The 19,745-nt window shown below is 56.7% G+C and carries 20 protein-coding genes and 1 tRNA gene; 15 read left to right on the top strand and 6 right to left on the bottom strand.

Annotation, left to right across the window (positions count from 1 at the left end):
* The first annotated feature begins 144 nt into the window (after window positions 1–144).
* From D1227_RS17525 to tig, 3 genes are all read left to right on the top strand, one after another.
* Window positions 145–990, top strand: coding sequence for an NAD(P)H-hydrate dehydratase (locus tag D1227_RS17525; RefSeq protein ID WP_119405617.1), 846 nt, complete (start codon window positions 145–147; stop codon window positions 988–990).
* A gap of 42 nt (window positions 991–1,032) precedes the next feature.
* A tRNA-Leu gene (locus tag D1227_RS17520) sits at window positions 1,033–1,117 on the top strand.
* 123 nt (window positions 1,118–1,240) lie between these two features.
* On the top strand, window positions 1,241–2,575 hold the full coding sequence (gene tig, locus D1227_RS17515; RefSeq protein WP_119405616.1) for a trigger factor: 1,335 nt from the start codon (window positions 1,241–1,243) through the stop codon (window positions 2,573–2,575).
* Window positions 2,576–2,638: 63 nt separating this feature from the next.
* Here tig and D1227_RS17510 read toward each other — a convergent pair whose 3' ends face one another.
* Window positions 2,639–4,069 carry a carboxypeptidase-like regulatory domain-containing protein gene (locus D1227_RS17510; protein ID WP_147373351.1) on the bottom strand — a complete coding sequence of 477 codons (1,431 nt, stop codon included), beginning with the start codon at window positions 4,067–4,069 and terminating at the stop codon, window positions 2,639–2,641.
* A gap of 35 nt (window positions 4,070–4,104) precedes the next feature.
* On the opposite strand from D1227_RS17510, the gene D1227_RS17505 reads away from it, so the two are divergent.
* The gene (locus D1227_RS17505; protein WP_233349857.1) at window positions 4,105–4,782 is read left to right on the top strand and encodes a c-type cytochrome; all 678 of its coding nucleotides are present in this window, start codon (window positions 4,105–4,107) and stop codon (window positions 4,780–4,782) included.
* Here the strand turns inward: D1227_RS17505 and D1227_RS17500 are convergent.
* Together D1227_RS17500 and D1227_RS17495 are read right to left on the bottom strand one after the other, a co-directional pair.
* Window positions 4,779–5,480 carry a hypothetical protein gene (locus tag D1227_RS17500; protein WP_119405613.1) on the bottom strand — a complete coding sequence of 234 codons (702 nt, stop codon included), beginning with the start codon at window positions 5,478–5,480 and terminating at the stop codon, window positions 4,779–4,781. The genes D1227_RS17505 and D1227_RS17500 overlap by 4 nt on opposite strands.
* Window positions 5,481–5,528: 48 nt before the next feature.
* The gene (locus tag D1227_RS17495) at window positions 5,529–6,023 is read right to left on the bottom strand and encodes a MarR family winged helix-turn-helix transcriptional regulator (RefSeq protein WP_233349855.1); all 495 of its coding nucleotides are present in this window, start codon (window positions 6,021–6,023) and stop codon (window positions 5,529–5,531) included.
* Between the two features lie 257 nt (window positions 6,024–6,280).
* Between D1227_RS17495 and D1227_RS17490 the strand changes: the two genes are divergently transcribed.
* From D1227_RS17490 to dacB, 4 genes are read left to right on the top strand one after another with little or no spacing between them, the layout of a single operon-like run.
* Complete coding sequence (locus D1227_RS17490) at window positions 6,281–6,631, top strand: PilZ domain-containing protein (RefSeq protein ID WP_119405612.1); 351 nt, start codon at window positions 6,281–6,283, stop codon at window positions 6,629–6,631.
* A 54-nt stretch (window positions 6,632–6,685) separates the two neighbouring features.
* Window positions 6,686–7,270 (top strand): GNAT family N-acetyltransferase, encoded by a 585-nt coding sequence (locus D1227_RS17485; RefSeq protein ID WP_158587775.1) that lies wholly within the window; start codon window positions 6,686–6,688, stop codon window positions 7,268–7,270.
* Complete coding sequence (hemB, locus tag D1227_RS17480; RefSeq protein WP_119405610.1) at window positions 7,267–8,271, top strand: porphobilinogen synthase; 1,005 nt, start codon at window positions 7,267–7,269, stop codon at window positions 8,269–8,271. The genes D1227_RS17485 and hemB overlap by 4 nt, the downstream gene beginning before the upstream one ends.
* A complete protein-coding gene (dacB, locus tag D1227_RS17475; RefSeq protein ID WP_119405609.1) occupies window positions 8,271–9,725 on the top strand; it encodes a D-alanyl-D-alanine carboxypeptidase/D-alanyl-D-alanine endopeptidase in 1,455 nt (484 codons plus the stop codon). Before hemB ends, dacB begins: the two co-directional genes overlap by 1 nt.
* A gap of 11 nt (window positions 9,726–9,736) precedes the next feature.
* Here the strand turns inward: dacB and D1227_RS17470 are convergent, their stop codons facing one another.
* The gene (locus D1227_RS17470) at window positions 9,737–10,171 is read right to left on the bottom strand and encodes a DUF1801 domain-containing protein (RefSeq protein WP_233349853.1); all 435 of its coding nucleotides are present in this window, start codon (window positions 10,169–10,171) and stop codon (window positions 9,737–9,739) included.
* A 131-nt stretch (window positions 10,172–10,302) separates the two neighbouring features.
* Here D1227_RS17470 and D1227_RS17465 point away from each other — a divergent pair, with 131 nt between their 5' ends.
* Window positions 10,303–10,896 carry a phage tail protein gene (locus D1227_RS17465; protein WP_411710421.1) on the top strand — a complete coding sequence of 198 codons (594 nt, stop codon included), beginning with the start codon at window positions 10,303–10,305 and terminating at the stop codon, window positions 10,894–10,896.
* A gap of 15 nt (window positions 10,897–10,911) precedes the next feature.
* Here the strand turns inward: D1227_RS17465 and D1227_RS17460 are convergent, their stop codons facing one another.
* Window positions 10,912–11,910, bottom strand: a complete 999-nt coding sequence (locus tag D1227_RS17460; RefSeq protein WP_119405606.1) for a TIGR00341 family protein — start codon at window positions 11,908–11,910, stop codon at window positions 10,912–10,914.
* 1 nt (window position 11,911) lies between these two features.
* Window positions 11,912–12,781, bottom strand: a complete 870-nt coding sequence (locus tag D1227_RS17455; RefSeq protein WP_119405605.1) for an NAD(P)-dependent oxidoreductase — start codon at window positions 12,779–12,781, stop codon at window positions 11,912–11,914.
* Window positions 12,782–12,975: 194 nt separating this feature from the next.
* On the opposite strand from D1227_RS17455, the gene D1227_RS17450 reads away from it, so the two are divergent.
* From D1227_RS17450 to D1227_RS17425, 6 genes are read left to right on the top strand one after another with little or no spacing between them, the layout of a single operon-like run.
* Window positions 12,976–13,662, top strand: a complete 687-nt coding sequence (locus D1227_RS17450) for an OmpA family protein (RefSeq protein ID WP_119405604.1) — start codon at window positions 12,976–12,978, stop codon at window positions 13,660–13,662.
* A 32-nt stretch (window positions 13,663–13,694) separates the two neighbouring features.
* Window positions 13,695–15,533, top strand: coding sequence for an SLC13 family permease (locus D1227_RS17445; protein ID WP_119405603.1), 1,839 nt, complete (start codon window positions 13,695–13,697; stop codon window positions 15,531–15,533).
* Between the two features lie 18 nt (window positions 15,534–15,551).
* Window positions 15,552–16,310 (top strand): arginyltransferase, encoded by a 759-nt coding sequence (locus tag D1227_RS17440; protein WP_119405602.1) that lies wholly within the window; start codon window positions 15,552–15,554, stop codon window positions 16,308–16,310.
* Window positions 16,311–16,366: 56 nt separating this feature from the next.
* On the top strand, window positions 16,367–17,479 hold the full coding sequence (locus D1227_RS17435; RefSeq protein ID WP_119405601.1) for a TRAP transporter substrate-binding protein: 1,113 nt from the start codon (window positions 16,367–16,369) through the stop codon (window positions 17,477–17,479).
* Window positions 17,480–17,487: 8 nt separating this feature from the next.
* Entirely contained in the window at window positions 17,488–18,159 is a 672-nt protein-coding gene (locus tag D1227_RS17430) for a TRAP transporter small permease subunit (RefSeq protein WP_233349851.1), read from the top strand.
* The gene (locus D1227_RS17425) at window positions 18,149–19,729 is read left to right on the top strand and encodes a TRAP transporter large permease (protein ID WP_119405600.1); all 1,581 of its coding nucleotides are present in this window, start codon (window positions 18,149–18,151) and stop codon (window positions 19,727–19,729) included. Before D1227_RS17430 ends, D1227_RS17425 begins: the two co-directional genes overlap by 11 nt.
* Window positions 19,730–19,745 lie beyond the last annotated feature (16 nt).

Genomic DNA, 19,745 nt, shown 5'->3' with positions numbered 1-19,745 from the left:
GCCCTTAGCATCCGCTGTTCGCTGCGCGTTTGGAACCTTCGCGGGCGAGAGATCCATCATTGCAAAAGACTTTTGTATCCACTTTGATTTTCAGCAGAGCGCAATCTTCGCCCACAAGGGCCTACTCTGAATTGAGACCCGAGTATGACCAATCAGGCCGCAGTTCCTAACTCACCCTCATTGTGGATGAACTCATGGCCGTGGCCGGATCGAGACAGCCACAAACATGTTCGCGGACACCTTGGCTGTGTATCGGGACCAGCATCGTCGACGGGAGCCGTCCGGCTCTCGGCAAGGGCGGGCCTGCGCGTCGGAGCGGGTCTCGTAACCTTGTTCTCACCACCTGGGGCCGTCCTCGTGAACGCCAGTCACGAGACAGCCGTCATGGTGCAGTCGTTCTCTGATCCGGAATCCCTCAAAGCTCTTGCCTACCGCACGCAATGCACGCTCATCGGACCGGGAGCCGGCCTTACGCGGGACACGATAGAAAACACGCTTGCCGTTCTCGAAGGTGCTGCGTCGGCGGTTTTGGACGCGGATGCACTGACGATGTTCAAGGAGCAGCCGCAAAGGCTCTTTTCGGCAATAAAAGGTCCAGCGCTACTCACACCACATGAGGGCGAATTTCGGCGTATTTTCCCGGACCTTCCGGTGGCTGGCGACCGCATGGATGCTGTTTCGATGGCCTCAAAACAGTCCGGCGCCATAATCATTCTTAAAGGCGCATCCAGCCTTGTCGCCTCGCCCGATGGTCGCCTTGTCGAAAACACCCATGCGTCCCCCTTTCTTGCAACGGCCGGTAGTGGTGATGTCCTTGCGGGCATAGCGGGTGGGCTCATGGCTCAGGGAATGGCCGTCTTCGATGCAGCATGCGCGGCCTGCTGGGTCCACGGCGAGCTTGGTATGCGGCTCGGCCCCGGCCTGATAGCGGAAGACTTGCCTGAGGCGTTGCCAGTACTGCTTCACGAGCTCTATGCCGCGAGGACTTGATCCCCGGCAAGGCTGCAATTACGAGAACGGCTCTCTACTGATGCGGATGTGGCGAAATTGGTAGACGCACCAGATTTAGGTTCTGGCGCCGCGAGGCGTGGGGGTTCAAGTCCCTCCATCCGCACCACCTGACATTGGCCTACTGCTCCGGATAGACAGTGAAGCAGGCCTATGACATACACGCCCGCTTCAAGACTGAACAACGCCAATCCCCTGACGAAAGCGCCCGAGCGCACAAGGAATTAGAACGATGGAATGCACCGAAACCACCGATGGCCTGAGCCGCATGTACAAGGTCAAGGTGCCGGCGAGCGAACTGAAATCCCGGCTGGACCAGCGCATTGAAGAAATCCGTCCTCAAATGAAGCTGAAAGGCTTCCGGCCGGGCAAAGTGCCAGCTGCGCATGTGCACAAAATGTTCGGCAAATCGATCATGGGCGAGGTTGTCGAAGCCGTCATGAAGGAATCGAGCGAAAAGGCCATCGCCGACGCTGATGTCCGTCCCGCTTCCCAGCCTGACATGCACATGGAAAGTGACATGGAGGCCGTGCTTGAGGGCAAGGAAGATCTTGCCTATCACATGCACGTCGATGTAATGCCGGAATTCGAGCCCGTCGATGCAGCCACCTTGAAGGTTACGCGTCCCGTTGCACAAGTTGATGACGAAGCTCTGAATGAAGCCCTAGAGCGCGTTGCGGAAAACAATCTCAAATACGAAGCACGTGGCAAGACGGCAAAAGCTCGTGAAGGCGATGCCGTCGTTATTGATTTTGTCGGCAAGCTGGACGGAGAACCTTTCGAGGGCGGCGCCGCAGAGGGCCACACGCTGGTTCTGGGCTCCAATAGCTTCATTCCAAGATTCGAAGACCAGCTGATCGGCGTCAAGGCGGGCGACGAAAAAGCCGTCGAAGTGACATTTCCGGAGCAGTATCAGGCAGACCATCTCGCCGGCAAAGCTGCCGTCTTCGACGTGACTGTCCACGAAGTACGCGCTCCCAAGACGCCCGACATCGATGAAGAATTCGCCAAGGGCCTCGGCATCGAGTCTCTCGACGAACTGAAGAACCTCGTGAAGCAACAGCTCCAGCAAGAGCTAGACAATGCGTCACGCGCGAAAGCAAAGCGCAGCTTGCTCGACGCCCTGGATGAGAAGCATGACTTCGAGCTTCCGCCGAAGATGGTCGATATGGAGTTCGACCAGATATGGCAGCAGCTTCAAGCCGAAATGGACGCTGGCCGGGTTTCGGACGAAGACAAAGACAAGTCCGAAGACGAACTGAAGGACGAGTATCGCAAGATCGCCGAACGTCGTGTTCGCCTTGGTCTGGTCCTCGCCGAAATGGGCCGTCTGGCGGAAATCACAATTTCCGAACAGGAAGTGCAGCAGGCCATGATCCGAGAAGCGCAACGCTTCCCCGGCCAGGAACGCCAGGTCATTGAGTTTTTCCAGAAGAATCCAAATGCGATGGCTCAGCTCCGCGCGCCGATCTATGAGGACAAGGTCGTCGACCACCTTCTTGAAAAGGTTGATGTGAAGGAAAAGAAGGTCTCTCGCGAAGAGCTTCTCGCAGAAGACGAAGAATAAGCAGCTGCCAAGGCTGATGCCTCGATTAGCCCGGCCGGTTCATCCGGCCGGGCTTTTTGTGTGTCATGCAGGCGCGGTCCTGATGTATCGACCAGGGCTTGCTGGCGGGCCCGTCGCGATGGCCAGCGGCACGTCGCTCGCAATGTCACCCGGTCTGATAGTCAGTTCAGCGACATGCTCCTGCCATCCCACCAGAACACGTAGCCTGTACCGGCCAGGCTTTAGGTCGGCGAACCCGAACTGACCAAAGGCAGCGCTTCGCCTTTCTATCATCTGCCCCGTCTCGATGTTGATCAGTGCGAGCAGTTCGCCCTCAAGCCGCTGATCGATCGGATCAACCCGACCGTTGCCATCTAGGTCAAGAAACACAGTACCTCCGATGGCCGGACCAGGCTGCTCATAAGTCGCCTTGGCATTTTTCTCATCCGAACCGACAGATAGCACTGAACGACTGACTTCTGTTGCTGATATTTCCGGAACGGCTTTCCGCTCTGAAATGCCGCGATCGGTTTTCCGAAAATTGAGCGCCTTCAAACTAGGCACGGGCACGCGATTATTCGCTGGAGTTTCGGAGAAGCTTCGAGAAAACGACACCTCCACGATGCGCGAATGAGTCCGTCCAAACTCGTTGGCATGTTCACTCGACATCTTTGCTGACTTGGCCGGAGACCTCGGATGAGCGTTTTTACCATCATCACTGGAACGGGACGTTACAGACGCCAGAATCAGCCCTGCCTCCGGCGTGTTTCTGGTTTCCGTTTCTATTTGCCAGGATTCCCTCGCCCGCCAGTCGCCCACAATCCCCGATGAGCTTAGCTGCCGAACAGAGCCACCCAAAGCGCCCTCAAAAGAAACTAAATCAGGAATGGAGAAGCGGTGCGCTGAATACCCTTCGCTCTTCTCTGGCGAATGTGCCGCCAATAGCAGGCTCGCCTGCGAGCGATCATCAAGAGTCAGGGGGGCCGGAAACAACAGATCGGTTGTCGCGATGGCCGTCCTCGCGCCTGGGTCTCGCCTCGGCGGCTCGGGTCGACCCGATACCGATACCGGCACGCCAACAAGCGACGAAAGCGCCTCTGGACTTAGCCAGAGACGGCCGTCTGTTTCAATGCCAGCAAGGTCGAGCGGCGCTCCCGGCTTCCCGTCTACCCATAACCGCCCTGTGAGAAGGCTCACTTCAACTCGTTCGCCGGACTGAGGCCGGTCCACAGTCAGAAGCTGCCGACTTCTGCGGAAAACAATGCCAGTCGACGCTTCAACGCCGGTTGCGTCGATCCGGTCAGGCCGCCCATAGCGGACCTTTAATGCCAGCGTCTGTGCACCAATTTGAACGCTGTGAACGGCCTCAGCTTGCCGCACAGAACCCTTGTCTGGCGACAACAATGCATTGGCGGGTTGCAACACTGTCAGCGGCTGGTCTGACGGCAAACCATCAGCGATGGCGGCGAAAGGTGTAGCCAGCAAGGAAAGCCCCGCCAACAGGAAGGTGATCAACTGTCGACGCATCTTGCCACGATGCTCGCCGACCGATGTTAATTCCGCACTTCTTTGGAACAGAAAATTTCAAAGGAGGACGGTCACCTGAGCTGCTTGCGACAACGCGCCGTACGAGCCAACCTCCATCGAAAGGTCTAAAAATCCATTTGCAGGACAACTTCAGACCTCATTCGCGAGATTATATAATGCCCTTAAACTCCCGATTTTTAACACTTTTACTGATTTGTGGGCTAGCCGCATGCGACTCAGGCAAAGAAGTGCGCGCAGTTGGGCCCGCGGCGCCCGCTCAGGAGCTGACGAATAACGGAGCAGAAACATCAACTGAGTCGACTCGAGATTTTTCTTCGCTTCCTTCTCCTTACAACGAAGCCGACTATGCCCTAGGTCGGCGCACGTTCAAATTCTGCGGCTCCTGTCATACGCTCAAGGAAGGCGGACCTGATCTGGTCGGCCCAAATCTCTTTGGCATAATTGGTCGCGAAGCTGGATCGCGGCCCGGTTTCAACTATTCGACCGCGCTTGAAGAGGCCAGCTTTCGCTGGACACCTGAAAAACTTGAGGAGTGGCTGAACAATCCACGAACATTCCTGCCTGGCAACAACATGACATTTTCAGGTGTGCACCGTCAGGATGCCCGTCACGCAGTTATCGCTTATGTCATGCATGAGACCGGATACGGTCCTGAATCCGAGACAACAGCGACACCCTAAAATGTTCGGGCCACTGCAAAGAAAACGGCAGATTCGTCGAATTCTCCGCCAAACTCGATCAGTGTGCCGGCGGAGATATCAAAACCATCCGCCTTCCAAAGATATTCGAACTGGTACTTGCTTGAGGAAGCGTTGCTGTCTCCGGAGTCAAACCAAGCTTGGGAGACCAGCCAGACATCCTTGTAGAGCCGCTGCCCCAGGCCAATTTCCGCGCGTTCGCGCTGGCATCCATCTTCGTGAGACCGAACGGCCCCTTCTGCGAACCAGAAAATGTCCTGCCCAACCGTGTCTCCACCCACTCTGGTGGATTGACCGATCGAAACCCGTGCCTCGGCGCCCAAAGTCTCACAACCGGCCGCACCGCCGATTGCATCGCCAGACAAGGCGCCTCCTTCCAGCGCGAAAACGAGACCTTTGGGCAGTTTGAAACCGCGACGAGCGGTCACGCGCCAGCCGTCACGATCAAACTCGCCAAAGCGGTCAAACTCCAGACGCTCGTATTTAAGAGAAACGGTCCAGTCATCGGACAGGCCGTATTCGGAATAGGAATCCCATCGGATTCCATCAAGCCCATCGACCGTATGTCTGGAAATGGCAAGACGGGCATAAAGCTCACTGTCCCCGCGTGACCACGGCGATGCAAGCGCAGGCGACGCAACAAACGTCGCCGAAAGACCTATCGATACCCACCTCAACATAGATGGAACCCTGTTTAAGGGCTCCATCTGTTGTTGAAAAGCATTAATTTAGAGGCGGAAACGAATCTGATCCGACCAGAAGCGCTCAAGGCGGGAGACTGTCTTGTTCAGCTGCGCAAGATCCGTAGGGCGCACGCTCGCCGTCGGCTCGAGTGCGGACGCCTGCTTGGAAAACAAGCCTTCAACCCTCTCACGGACCTTATGGCCACGCTCAGTCAGTCGCAGATGGACAGTTCGTTTGTCGGCTTCCGACCGCGACTGCTCCAGATAGCCGCCTTCCTGCAGTTTCTTGATATTGTAGGAAAGGCTGGTGCCAGCAAATGCGCCACGAGCTCGAAGTACGGACGCTGGGGTCTCTCCTTCGCCGATCTCATAGATTAGCAGGGCCTGAACGCCTGTCAGGTGACGTTCGCCGCCACGCTCCAGGTCATCCTTGACCACGTCGTGAAGTCGACGATGCGCCTGCTCAAGCAGAGAAAGCGACTTCAGAAAGGATTCAGCAACCGGCTCTTCTCCGGTCACTGCTTGCGCAGTGTTGTTCATTGTTACCACCATCATCACTCAACTTTTGTTGTAGTTTGATCTGATTTAAACTGCTCTTCCTGATATTTCGTTAAACACACCCCTTCCCTGGCGCGCGAATGTTAACAATCCCCGGGATAAACGTTAATTTTTACGCGCAAAGGACCACTTGAAAGAGCTGGCAAAGCACTTCATCAATCATGATCTTAGATTTCTTCAACGGGCAGGATCGGGTTTTGTGAAGCTCTCGGGGCCTGAATATTCTACGGACGAAGACGATGGCATCGGCAACGAACAAGAAGTTTGGAACTATTGCCGCGAAGCCCGCAGCGGATAATGCAGGACAAGACGACATGTCCGAGAACCGCGAACATCCAAGATTTGACGTCAACACAAACGGCACTCTAGTGCTGGAGACTGGCTTCAAGATACCTTTCGTCGTCAAGGATATGTCTCAACGGGGTGCAAAACTGCTGCTTCAGCACAGCGTCGTCTTGCCCGCCCGGTTCACCGTAGAGATCGTCAGTCCGGACAATCGCAAGATCAAACGGTGCAAGGCTTCACGACAATGGCAACGGGGACCGCTTGTCGGCGTAAGGCTGCTCAGCTCGCAAACAATCAATCTGTGAGCTGAAGATTTAAATCAGCCCAACCTGTTTGAGTGGCTACCGAGGCAGAAGACGTTGCCATCCCGATCTTTTCAAAGTTGCGCCGGACATCAGGCCGCTTTCTCTATTCGACCTGCCATTCCTGCGGATCTCTCGGAGATCATTGAAGTGGATAAGGCGGCCTCGCTATTATTCGCCCCTACTGGCTTGATCAGCGAAGAAGCACTGGCAGATCATGTACCTAGAGAGGCCCTGCTGGGCGCTATGAATGAAGGTTGGCTGCTGGTTGCGCAAATGCCCGACAAGACCATTGTCGGATTTGTCATGGCATCGTTGAGGGACGGCGGCCTTTATGTGGACCAGCTTAGCGTTTCACCCGAATATGGCCGCCAGGGCATCGGCACTGCGCTCATGGAAAACCTGGAAAGCAAAGCGCGCGACCGAAATGTTCTCGAATTGACCCTCTCAACATTCCGCGACCTTCCGTGGAATGCGCCCTTTTATACAACGCTTGGCTTTCGGCACATGAAGCGGTCGCAGTTGAGGCCCTTCATGCTGCAAATCGAGACAGCTCAGGCCGAATTCATGGATGTTTCCAAACGAACCTTCATGAGAAAGCGCCTTCGCAAGACACTCTTTCGGAGTAAAAAAGCTCAATGACCACACCGTTTCCTCAATCATTCCCACGCACACGTCTGCGCCGGCTAAGACAAGCCCCCTGGATCCGATCTCTTACGGGAGAGCACGTCCTTACGCCGTCCGACCTGATCTGGTCGATGGTTGTGCATGATGGCAGCGACCCGAAGATACCAGTCGGCTCCATGCCGGGCTTGTTTCGGCTGAATGTCGAGGAAGCAGCCAAGGCAGCTCGCAGGGCCCGTGAGCTTTCCATACCCGCAATAGCGATTTTTCCGCATATCAATCCTGCGCACAAGGATGAGATGGGAAGTGAAGCCCTCAACGGGGAGGGTTTAATACCGCGCGCCATCAAATCCATGAAAGATGCAGCGCCGGAGGTCGGAATCATCTGCGATGTGGCGCTGGATCCCTTCACAAGCCACGGGCACGACGGTGTAATCGACACGAATGGCTACGTTCTGAACGACAAAACCTCCGACCTGCTCGTCAGGCAGGCTCTCGTCCAGGCTGAGGCTGGTGCGGACGTGGTTGCACCATCGGACATGATGGATGGCAGGATCGGCGCAATCCGCGATGCCCTGGAAGACGGGGGATACGCCAACACGATGATCCTGTCTTATGCGGCGAAATATGCGAGCGGATTTTATGGTCCCTATCGTGATGCAATCGGATCAGCGACCGCCCTGAAAGGCGACAAGAAAACGTATCAGCAAAACCCTGCCAACTCCGACGAAGCGCTTCGCGAAGTTGCAATGGATATTGCTGAAGGCGCCGATATGGTGATGGTCAAGCCAGGCCTGCCCTATCTCGATATCGTTCGGCGTGTTTCCGAAACCTTTGCCGTCCCCACGATCGCATTTCAGGTCTCTGGCGAGTACGCCCAAATCAAGGCCGCCAGCCAGAATGGCTGGATCGATGGAGACCGCGTCATGATGGAAACGCTTCTGTCCTTCAAACGCGCCGGCGCGGCAGGAATCATCACTTATTTTGCCGAAGAGGCTGCAGCCGCACTGGGGGCTTGATGGTTTCGCAAATCATGCAGGCCGCTGCGCTTGCTGTTCGAAGCTGGCTTATCATCGGCACGCTCGCGGCGTTTGCCGCAGCGAACGCTCAAACAGCGTTAGATGACAGGCTCCTGATCGATGTCGACGGAGGCCGATGGGGTATCAGCGTCCGCGCCGTGGACGGCTCCGCCGTGCTGACGGCGAATGGCAACCAGCGCTTCATGCCTGCATCCACTTTGAAACTGGTCACAACGGCTGCGGCGCTTCATTTCTTGGGTAATTTTGAGAACAGTGGCTGGCCGCGCGGCACGGCCCTCTTGATCAAACAGGGGCCTGACGCACCACTGCCCTCCCTTATCCTGAGGGGAAGTGGTGATGCCACCCTGTCCGATGACGAGGCTTGCGAGACGTCCTGTCTTAGCCAGTTCGTCGATGCTGTGCAGGCGCAAGGCATCGCTCGCGTCCAGAACATCATCATCGATGACAGTCTGTTTCAGAAGTCATACTGGCCGAGTGGGTGGGCCCAGGATGATCTGAGATTTGCTTTTGGCGCAGCCGTTTCGGCCCTGACGGTCGATGACGCGACAGCTCACGCGACGATTGCTCCAGGGACACAGATCGATACGCCGCCCATCCTCACATGGCTGGATTTGCCTGCTTTCAATGTAGACGTTTCTCAGGCGCACACTGTGTTGCACGGCTTCGATCTCGACTTCCTCAAAAGGCCGGGCTCACGCTGGGCTGAAATTACAGGAACGATCGGGCTGCACACCGGTCGGGTTCCGCTACGCTTCGGACTGGACGATCCTTCAATTTATGCTGGCGAACTGTTCCGCAAACGTCTCGCTGAATCTGGAGTACTGGTCGAGGGGAAGATCCTTCGCTCCGGACAGGCTACGGTTAAAACCGACAGGAGTATCCCGCCGAGGCTGCTTTTTCAGCATCCCGCGCCGGACCCAATGAAGACGATGGAAGAAATCCTGCATGAAAGTAACAACCTTCACTCTGAAGTCCTCCTTCACCACGTTTCGTTGACGCTCCGCGATCGGACATCAGAGTCTGGCCTTCATCTGCTTGAACACCTGCTCATCGAGTCGGGCGCCGATCAGCACGATTTCAATATTGCGGACGGTTCCGGCCTTTCTTCTTACAACCGCATTACACCGGATGCGATGACGGGGCTTCTGGTGTGGGCTACCCACCAACCCTGGTATGAAAGCTGGTCTGGCCTACTCGCCGCAAATGGAAAAGATGGAACACTCGAATACCGGCTTCCGCGCGGCGTCCAGGAAGGCGTTGTGCGGGCAAAAAGCGGGACAATGTTTGGAGTGGATGGTCTCGCCGGCTACTTTCGTTCCGAAACTGGACGCGATTACGCGTTCACAATATTTCTCAACGACAGTGCGATGTCCCATGCTGAAGCGCGAGAAAGAATCGACGCCCTTCTCCGCTCGCTTATTGAAACGCTCTGACCATCAAACGGCTAGTCGTCCCGCGTTTCGTATTTCGCACGCATGTATTGCAAGCCATCCTGAATGATTTCTGCGAGCACACTTTCGTCCACGTCAGCCAGCTTGTTGATGTAGAGACAGGATTTTCCAGTTTTGTGCTTCCCCAAGCGGTCCAGCTTGTCCGACATCGCTGAGTATCCGGGCATGACATAAATGGCGAGATTGGCCTTTCTGGGCGAAAACCCCGTCAGCATGAACTCCCCGTCCCGCCCACTTTCATATTTGTATTGATAGCGGCCGTATCCAATGATGCTCGGACCCCACATCTTCGGCACCATGCCTGTCGTTTCTGCGAATACAACGAGAAGCCTTTCCGCATCACGTCTGCGGGTCTCGTTTTCGACACTTGCCACAAACGCTTCTGGAGATCGCCCGGTCGGCTTTGTCTTGTGTTCTGATTTTGCCAAAGTTTCTCCTTCCAGAAGCCACCCGGAAACCTCTTGCGATCCTATCGCACTCGGCCATAGTGGCCCGAACAGGGGAGGACGCAATGAAAAACAAGCTGACAACAGGATTGGTAACGACATGCGCCGCCCTTATGGCGCTAGCGCCTAGTGCTCAAGCTCAGGACGCCTATCTCGGCACAATCCAGGAGTTTCCGTACCAATTTTGCCCGCGAGGTTGGGCGGCGGCCGAAGGACAGCTTCTACCGATCAATCAAAACACAGCACTATTCAGCCTTCTCGGCACTCAATTCGGTGGCGATGGGCGCACGACCTTTGCTCTGCCTGATCTTCGTCCAACGAAGTCGTCGCCGCCTCCGGCGTCAAGCCTGAAGGCAGAGGTCTATCAGCACTGCCAGTTTTCGGGTTGGTCTGTTTCGCTCGCGCCGGGCAATTACCCGCTATCTGCACTCTCGGGTTTTACGGACAATGACATGTCTTCTATCCGTTTGCCGGACGGATGGACGGCGACGCTTTATGACGGCACGGCACTGGACGGAGCAAGCATGACGGTGAGCAATACTGATGCGTGCCTCGTTAATGAGGGCTTCAACGACCGAGTATCCAGCATCGTTATCCGCAACAACGGCGAGACAAACCCGTCACAGCCGGCTTCTCCAGGTGCAAATCATGCTGCGAAGCTCAAAACCTGTATCGCGTTGCAGGGTATTTACCCGTCACGAAACTAGAGCGTCCCGACCCTACTAGGTCAGGTCGACTGACGACCCGAGGTCGAGAACAACAATCAGCACAATCAGCAGGATCAACAATCCTGCGGACAGCCCGGCATTTATCCTGGTTGCGCGGCTGGCGTTTCGTTGATCGATCCAGCCACGCGGCCGAATCTTCTTGAAACGAAAAACGATTAGCGCAGAGAGAAACAGACAGACGATATTCAGCAACAACAGCATCGCTGCGCGCGTGGCCAAGGTCCATTCGCCCGATCCAATAAACAGGCCGAGGGCTGCGCCGGGCGGCAAAAGCGCCGCGGCAACCATCACGCCGACAAGAACGGCGGACCGCCCGCGCGCCATAGACAACGCAGCCGCGCCACCCGCGGCAAGAGCCAAAGCAACGCCGTCCAGCCGCACTTCCGCGCGCGACATCAGTTCGTGGCTTTCCTTGTTTATTGGAAGCAGGAACGACAATAGAAAAGCCGTCAGAAGCGCGACCCCAATGCCTGCTGCGAGCGTGCGAGTCGATTTGCCTATGAGATTGAAATTGCCGAGCCCGGCTCCCAAGGCAAAACCAAGAATTGGCCCCAGCAGAGGCGCGATGACCATGGCCCCGATCACGGCTGCGACTCCATCTGAATTCAGACCGATCGCCGCAACCACTGTGGATAGACCGGACAGGATCAGGAAATCGCGGTTCAAGGCCGCGTCGCGCGTCACATCGTCCAGCAACTCTTCCCGCAGGACCTGCAGGTTGGCTCTGGCTTCTTCGTCTTCGAGCGGCTCAGGCACAGGCAAAGTCGCTTCAATCGGAATCATTGTGATGCGCCAGTCCCGGCTATCACGTAAAGCGTCCTGCAAACCGTCGCTCAACGACTGACTGCGGCCGTCGTGCATGATGATGCGCACAAGTGCACGATCTTGTTGTTCGACTGGAAAGATCATCCAGTCCACCGGTTTGAACGCCTTTACCACCCGGATCACCGCGTCCTTGTCGCGTGTCTTCACGTGAACATCAATCTGGCGCACGTCAGTCGGCTTTTTTACTGTTAAGTCGGTTAAGCAGGCTCGAAGTATCCCAGCGCCGCCCGCCCATGGCCTGAACATCTGCATAAAACTGATCGACCAGCGCGGTGACCGGTAGGCTCGCGCCGGAAGCACGGGCGGCGTCGAGGGCTATTCGGAGATCCTTTCGCATCCAGTCAACGGCGAAACCATGGTCGAACTCGCGATCGCTCATCGTCTTCCAGCGATTGTCCATCTGCCAGCTTTGGGCCGCACCTCCGGAAATTGCCTCGATCACCTTTTCGACGGAAAGGCCGTTGCGCTCGGCGAAGTGGATGCCTTCCGATAACCCCTGAACAATGCCTGCAATGCATATCTGATTCACAGATTTGGCCAGCTGTCCGGCCCCGCTTTCACCAATGTGTGTGATGCGATGACCATAGGCTTTCATCACCGGAATGGCCTTTTCCATGCCAGCCGCATCACCGCCGCACATGATCGTGAGCTTACCGTTCTCGGCACCAGCCTGGCCGCCAGAAATCGGAGCATCAATAAAACTGGCCCCTCGCGCCTCGCAGCGGGCGTGAAGCCTGCGGGCCAGTTCGGCGCTTGCCGTTGTGTGATCGACAACGATCATTCCCGCAGCGAGGTTCGGCTCGATCGCGTCAAATACTTCTTCTAAATCCGGGTCATCGCCGAGGCACATGAACACGTACTCGCTACCGAATACGGCATCAGCCGCATCTTTGGCAGCTTCACCGCGATGTGTTTGAGACCATGTCGAAGCCTTTTTAGCTGTACGATTCCACACCTTCACGTCATGTCCTTGCCTGGCAAGATGACCAGCCATAGGGGCGCCCATGACGCCGAGGCCAAGGAATGCACATTTGCTCATGATCTCACCTCTTCATTGCAACAAACGCCTACCGCGAAAGGTGAGCCAGTAACACCCGCCGGATGGACGCACGTGCCTGTCACGCAATCAAAATATGCCGGTCTCTCAGATTTCGATCAAATTGAAACGTTCGACGAGACCCGCCCTCAAGATTGGCATGGTAAACAAGCACCAGATCAGAAAGATCGGAGCCAATGGCTGGACACTATTCATCACAGGCGCTGGAAGGCAGAACGCCCCAAGCGCCGATTAGGCGACTGGGAGCCTGGAAGCTTGCTTACGCAGACTTCCTCACCGCCCTCTGCGCCTTTTTTATCGTGATGTGGATGGTGTCTGGCGCCAGTTCTGAGGAACGTGCCGACCTCGCCCGGCAGTTTGGGGCCGACAAAATGGAAGCCGTTTCCGTTGAGCCAGACCAAGAATCGACAGTTTCCGATGTGGAAGCTTTGCTCACGAACTCCGCTCTGTTCTCTGACAATTCCACAAATGTGAGCCTGACGCGCTTTAAGGATGGTCTTCGGATCGAACTTATCGATCTTGACCAGGCACCGCTATTCGAAAACGGGATGGAAAGCCTCAACGAAAGAGGCGAATCGCTGATTGCACTTGCATCCGGCATACTCAAAACCATTGGGCGCCCCATCTCCCTGGAAGGTCATACGGACAGTCAACCGGTCAATCGCCAAGACTATTCCAATTGGGAGCTGTCCTCCGGTCGGGCCAATGCGGCGCGGCGCGGCCTGATCGCAAACGGCGTTCCGGACGATCTGATAGCCAGCGTTTCCGGCCTTTCAGACACTAAACCACTGCGTCCCGACGCACCTTACTTGCCACAAAACCGTCGCTTGAGCATAGTCGTCCATATTGACGAGCGTCCCTGAGCCAAGGTCGCTCTCGTGGGCGAGGAGGCCGGATGACCGCTGAGTTGATGTCGAATTGGCCCATGTGGGCCAGCTTGCTGGCGGTTTCCGTTACCATCGTTTTTTACATGCTGGACCGGTGGTCGATGGAGACCGTCTCCATTTGTGTGATTGCCGGGTTCTTAATTCTGTTTTCACTGCCTGGCGCCACGGGGACCGGCGGGACTCCTATCTCGTCTGCTGACCTGTTGGCCGGTTTCGGCAATCCCGCATTGATTACGATCATGGCGCTGCTTGTGGTCGGACAGGGCCTGTTCCAGACGGGCGCAATCGAAGGGCCGACAAAAGTCCTCGTCAGTCAGTACGGGAAACGGCCGGTATCGACACTGCTGGCGACCTTCTTCGCCGTGTTCGGCATCAGCGCATTCACAAACAATACGCCCGTCGTGGTCATGTTCCTTCCTGTCATGAGCGCCATCGCAATGAGGATGAAGACGAGCGCATCGCGTTTGATGATGCCTCTCAGTTTCGTATCGATCCTGGCCGGCATGACCACCCTGATTGGCACATCAACCAACCTTCTTGCGGCTGACGCGCTTCGTCGTATTGACGGAGTAAGACTGGGGTTTTTCGAGCAGACATCGATGGGCCTGATGCTTGCTGGCGTTGGCCTCGCCTATATTGCCTTGATGTCCAGGGTGCTTCTGCCGAACCGGGACACATTCGCTGACGAACTGGTGCCATCCGGCAAGCAGTTTCTTGCCCAGATCGACATCACCCACGACCACTTCCTCAACGGGCAAGAGCCGGTCGCAGGCATGTTTCCAGACCTCAGGGACATGACGGTGAGAATGATTCAGAGAGGCGAGCGAGCAATCTTGCCACCTTTTGAGGATATCCGGCTTCAGCCCGGAGACCTCGTAATCGTTGCCGCCACGCGAAAAGCCCTGACTGATCTGCTCGCGTCCAGGCCAGGTATGCTCCAGCAACTCTGGCGCGGCGGAAACGAGAACGAATCGGTCGATGACAACGTGCCGCCACTCAGCCTCATGGAAGCGGTCGTCGCACCGGGCTCTCGCATGGCAGGTCGCACGGTTGAACTTATCGGCTTTCGCCGCCTCACGTCGGCTGTTGTTCTGGGCATTCAGCGAAGATCCCGGATGATCAGGGCCAAACTCGGTCAAATCCGGCTTGAAGCCGGTGACACGCTGTTGCTGTGCGGACCAATCGATGCCTTTCAGAGCCTTCGTTCGAGCCGCGACCTGATCTTGCTCGAATGGTCCCAGAGCGAGCTTCCCATGACGGCGCGGGGCTATGCCGCACGGCTCATCGCTATCGGCATGGTTTTACTCGCAGCGCTGGGACTGACATCCATTCTCATCGCTTCCGTTTTAGCCGCTACGGCGATGATCCTGTTCCGGTGCCTGAACGTGCGGCAGGCTGGTCGCGCTCTGGATTTGCGTATTTTTCTGGTCATCGGCGCTGCTCTGGCAATGGGCACAGCCCTCGAGCGAACTGGCGCCGCTTCTTTGATCGCCGATCTTGTGGTCGATGCATCTGAGCCGTTTGGCCCACTCGCGGTGTTGTCTGCAGTCTTCCTCTGCGTCGCATTTCTGACCAATATTTTGAGCAACGCGGCTGCAGCCGTACTGTTCGCGCCCATTGCCCTGGAAGCGGCTCACGCAACCGGTTCTGACCCCCTGCCATTCATTCTGGCGGTCATTTATGCAGCCAACTGCAGTTTCGCGTCTCCAGTCGCCTATCAGACGAATATGCTTGTAATGGCCCCCGGACATTACAAATTTTCGGATTTCGTAAAGTTCGGTGGTCCATTAGTATTGGTGATCTGGGTGGCATTTACGCTGCTGGCCCCTTGGCGTTTTGACCTTTGAGTGTGTTAATCGGTAACAATGAAGCTTGATGAAACACTCTTTACTGTTCCGGGCGTTCGCCGTGGATTGCGGTTTTACGTGACGGGGCCGACGCCCTGCCCGTACCTGCCGGACCAGTTTGAGCGCAAAGCCTTCACGCATCTCAGCCAGGCAGCGCCCGACGCTCTGCACCACCAGCTCAGTGAAGCGGGTTTCCGTCGCAGCCAGTCGGTCGCCTATCGCCCTGCATGCCCGAATTGCAATGCCTGCCGGAGCGTCCGCGTCGATGCACAGAGCTTCTCGCCAAGCCGAAATCAGCTGCGCGTTCTGAGCCGGAACAGAGACTTGGTTCGTCGCCCCGTAGAGCCACGCGCCACGCGAGAGCAGTACCGTCTGCTGAAACATTATCTCGTCAACCGTCACGAGGGCGGCGGTATGTCCGATATGGGCTTTCGCGAATATGCCGGCATGGTGAATGAAACCCCGGTGCAAACGGCTCTCTTTGAGTACAGGCAAGGCCCAGAGGAGGATTCACCGCTGGTCGCTGTTTCCCTGACCGATATCCTGCGCGACGGATTTTCGATGGTGTACACTTTCTTCGATACCCGCCAGCCAAAGCGCAGCCTCGGCACGTACATGATCCTCGACCATATCCGGAACGCGGAATCCTACGGGTTACCTCACGTTTATCTGGGCTACTGGATCAAGCAGAGTCCGAAAATGGCCTACAAGAAACGCTTCCAGCCTCTTGAGGTGCTTGACGGGCCGGTCTGGCGTCGGCTTGAAGAAGACGAATAGACAACAAGATCTGCCTGAAGCAGGTGCAGCCAATTTGAGTTCCGGGGGAGGAAAAGATGCGCAGACGCAATCTGCTGGGCGCAGGCCTGTTGGGGCTTGGCGGCGCCGCTGCCTCTTTCAGCAATCCCGGCACTCAGTCTAGCGTATCCGCGCCGTCGATCAGCCGGAACCGCCGACAGCTGAATATGGTCACGACCTGGCCAAAGGGACTGCCGGGTCTGGGTGAAGCGGCAGAACGTGTGGCCGCGCGCATCGGCGCGATGTCAGAAGGCTTTATTGAGGTCAAAGTCTTTGCGGCAGGCGAACTTGTCCCAGCCTTTGAAAGCTTCGACGCCGTGGCAAACGGCTCGGCGGACATTTATCACGGGGCGGACTACTACTGGACAGCGAAATCACCTGCCTACCCCTTTTTCACGGCTGTGCCCTTCGGCATGACGGCACAGGAAATCATGGGATGGATCGATTTTGGCGGCGGACAGGCGCTCTGGGATGAGCTTTCTGGCGACTTCGGCATCAAACCAATTCAGGGCGCGAATACCGGCCACCAGATGGGCGGCTGGTTCCGAAAGGAAATCAACAGCCTTGATGACCTGGTCGGCCTCCAGATGCGGATACCCGGCCAAGGCGGTGATGTCCTACGAGCGCTTGGCGGAGCGGCCAAATCATTGCCGGGCGGGGAAATATACCAGGCCCTTCAGACGGGCAATATCGACGCGACCGAATGGGTGGGCCCCTGGAACGACTATTCGCTCGGCTTCTACCGCGAAGCGCCATATTATTATGGCCCAGGCTTTCATGAACCAGGTGCCAGCCTCGCCGTCGGGATCAATCGGAAACTGTGGGACAGCATGTCGGCGAGCGAGCAGGCAGTCGTGAAGGCCGCTTGTGAAAGTACAAATCATACTTCGCTTGGCGAATTCACCTACCAGAACGCGGTCTATCTCGACATCCTGACGAAAGAACATGGTGTTCAGCTCAGGTCTTTTCCCGAAGACGTCGTAAAGGCAATGGCAGAAGCCTCACGGGACGTTCGCGCAGCGGCGGGAAAAGATGGAATCGAGAAGCGCATTTACGAAAGCTTTGAGACCGCGCTGGCAAGCATGTCTAATTGGGCGAATGTATCTGATGGTCCTTACTACGCCGCTCGCGAACTCGGCCGGAAGCGCTAGAGGCTGAAATGCTGGAGCCTGAGGTATTCTTGCGGATCGGCGCTTTCCTGAACTGGATCGGCTTTTTTCTGGTGCCTATCCTGCTGCTGCCCCTGCTGACGCTGACCTTCCCCAGGCTTTTCTCCGAACCGGCTCGGCGTCTCAGAAATTATCTTGACCGCTCAATCCGTTGGGCGCTCAACGCCGCCATCTTCTTTGCCATCGCCCTGGTGATGGCTCAACTGGCCGTTGTAATTGCGAGTTATGCCTTCGCCTTGTCGTGGACCTGGTTGTCAGAAGCTGTGATCTACGCGTTCGCGGCGGTATTCATGCTGGGCTCGGCCTCCGCTCTGACCAATGATGCGCATGTCCGGGTCGATATTCTGAGACCCAAGTTTGGCGAACGCGGGCGTTACTGGATCGAGCTCGGTGGCACTTACTTGTTCCTGTTTCCTATCATGATCCGCTTGATCACATTGGGCGAACAGGGACTGAGCCGCTCCTGGTTACTGTTCGAAGGGTCGCGGGAAAGCGACGGTCTTCCAATTCTTTTTCTGTTCAAGACGCTCGTGCCGGTTTTTGCCGTGCTGATGATTGCGGCCGGCCTTGCCGTTGCCCTCCGCGCCGCGTTGAAGCTAACGGGCGGCTTGCCTGCCGACGCCCAAGACGACCCTGAAACGGAATCTCACTATGGAGCTTGAGATCATTCTGGCTCTGGGCATGTTTGCCACAGCCATCGCTGCCCTGCTTGCAGGGTACTCGGTTGCACTGACCCTTGGCGGCGTCGCTCTTATTTTTGCACTGATTGGCATGGCGCTCGGCGTATTCCCACAATCCCTGCTCGGCTCCCTGCCAAGCCGCATTCAAGGCGGCGCGATTATGCAGAACGAAACGCTGGTTGCCGTACCGCTCTTTGTCCTGATGGGCGTCATCCTCGAACGCTCGAAAGTTGCCGAGGACCTGCTCCACATCGCCAGCCGCCTGCTTGGTCGCATCAATGGGGGGCTTGGCTTCGCGGTCATACTCGTGGGCGCACTGCTGGCCGCATCCACCGGTATTGTTGGCGCAACAGTCATCACAATGACGCTGATCGCGCTCCCCTCCATGCTGAAGCAGAACTATGATCCGCGCTTGGCAACTGGAACGATAGCCGCATCCGGAACGCTCGGCCAAATCATACCTCCTAGCATTGTACTGATCCTGCTCGCTGATGCGGTGTCGAACGCGGCAAGCCAGGCTTCTTCGCAAATGAACGTGGGCGCTTTTGTTGTGTCTGTTGGCGACCTATTTGCTGGCGCTCTGCTTCCGGGCCTGATTCTGGTCGGATTTTACCTCTTATGGATAGCCCTCAATGCGTGGCTCAGGCCTGAGCGGTGTCCGGCTGCCACCACGTCCAGCAGTGACCCGCTCACCCGCAAGGAGATACTATTCGGTCTAGGAGCCCCCCTGCTTCTTATCTTTGCGGTTCTCGGCGCAATCCTCTCAGGTGTAGCAACACCTACTGAAGCTGCTGCCATCGGTGTGGCCGGCGCACTACTTCTTGCCGGGCTTCGGCTTTCAGAAGTGCAAGACCGAAGACTGGTACCCCTGATATATGCAGCCTTTGCGAGCGTAGCGCTTATTCTGACGGTCACCAATCTCGTGGATCTCCGGCTTGGCGTGGCTGATGCTGGCGCGCTCGCCTATGCTGGCGTGGCAGTATCGCTCGTCGCAACGGCTGTTTTCTTCGCCGGTGTATTCGCCAGCATGTTGGTTCTGTACCGCAAGTCGCAACTGTCACCAGCGCTGCAAAGCGGCGTGCATATCACCTCTATGGTGTTTCTGATCCTGATTGGCGCATCTCTCTTCTCGCTTGTTTTCCGGGGATTTGGCGGGGACGAAATCGTGGCCGACCTTCTCCATTCGCTTCCCGGCGGTAAATGGGGCGCGCTGGTCGGCGCGATGCTGGTCATGTTCGTCCTGGGTTTCTTCCTGGACTTCATCGAGATTGTGTTTGTGGTGGTGCCGTTGGTGACACCACCGCTCATCATCATGGGTTTTGATCCGGTCTGGCTGGCGATCCTCATGGCGCTCAACCTGCAGACAAGCTTTCTCACCCCACCATTCGGGTTTGCGCTTTTCTATCTGCGTGGCGCTGCACCAGAGGAAATCAAGACATCTCAGATCTGGCATGGCGCCATTCCGTTCATTGGCCTCCAGCTGATGATTATCCTCCTGGTCGCACTGGTGCCGGAATTGGCGACCTGGCTGCCATCCATCGCTGCGAAGTAAGACGAGACGCAAAGAG

The sequence above is a fragment of the Henriciella mobilis genome, assembly GCF_003576315.1.
Taxonomy (GTDB): Bacteria; Pseudomonadota; Alphaproteobacteria; order Caulobacterales; family Hyphomonadaceae; genus Henriciella; species Henriciella mobilis.
This window is presented reverse-complemented; position numbering and strand designations above follow the sequence as displayed.

Excerpts from the sequence above, each read along its gene's own strand:
- D1227_RS17455 (WP_119405605.1), bottom strand. The coding sequence starts at position 12,781 with ATGAGCAAATGTGCATTCCTTGGCCTCGGCGTCATGGGCGCCCCTATG.
- D1227_RS17495 (WP_233349855.1), bottom strand. The coding sequence starts at position 6,023 with ATGAACAACACTGCGCAAGCAGTGACCGGAGAAGAGCCGGTTGCTGAA.
- D1227_RS17430 (WP_233349851.1), top strand. The coding sequence starts at position 17,488 with ATGCTGGAGCCTGAGGTATTCTTGCGGATCGGCGCTTTCCTGAACTGG.
- hemB (WP_119405610.1), top strand. The coding sequence starts at position 7,267 with ATGACCACACCGTTTCCTCAATCATTCCCACGCACACGTCTGCGCCGG.
- D1227_RS17465 (WP_411710421.1), top strand. The coding sequence starts at position 10,303 with ATGGCGCTAGCGCCTAGTGCTCAAGCTCAGGACGCCTATCTCGGCACA.
- D1227_RS17500 (WP_119405613.1), bottom strand. The coding sequence starts at position 5,480 with ATGTTGAGGTGGGTATCGATAGGTCTTTCGGCGACGTTTGTTGCGTCG.
- D1227_RS17490 (WP_119405612.1), top strand. The coding sequence starts at position 6,281 with ATGGCATCGGCAACGAACAAGAAGTTTGGAACTATTGCCGCGAAGCCC.
- D1227_RS17440 (WP_119405602.1), top strand. The coding sequence starts at position 15,552 with ATGAAGCTTGATGAAACACTCTTTACTGTTCCGGGCGTTCGCCGTGGA.
- D1227_RS17425 (WP_119405600.1), top strand. The coding sequence starts at position 18,149 with ATGGAGCTTGAGATCATTCTGGCTCTGGGCATGTTTGCCACAGCCATC.
- D1227_RS17445 (WP_119405603.1), top strand. The coding sequence starts at position 13,695 with ATGACCGCTGAGTTGATGTCGAATTGGCCCATGTGGGCCAGCTTGCTG.
- D1227_RS17435 (WP_119405601.1), top strand. The coding sequence starts at position 16,367 with ATGCGCAGACGCAATCTGCTGGGCGCAGGCCTGTTGGGGCTTGGCGGC.
- D1227_RS17525 (WP_119405617.1), top strand. The coding sequence starts at position 145 with ATGACCAATCAGGCCGCAGTTCCTAACTCACCCTCATTGTGGATGAAC.
- D1227_RS17505 (WP_233349857.1), top strand. The coding sequence starts at position 4,105 with ATGTTAATTCCGCACTTCTTTGGAACAGAAAATTTCAAAGGAGGACGG.
- tig (WP_119405616.1), top strand. The coding sequence starts at position 1,241 with ATGGAATGCACCGAAACCACCGATGGCCTGAGCCGCATGTACAAGGTC.
- D1227_RS17450 (WP_119405604.1), top strand. The coding sequence starts at position 12,976 with ATGGCTGGACACTATTCATCACAGGCGCTGGAAGGCAGAACGCCCCAA.
- dacB (WP_119405609.1), top strand. The coding sequence starts at position 8,271 with ATGGTTTCGCAAATCATGCAGGCCGCTGCGCTTGCTGTTCGAAGCTGG.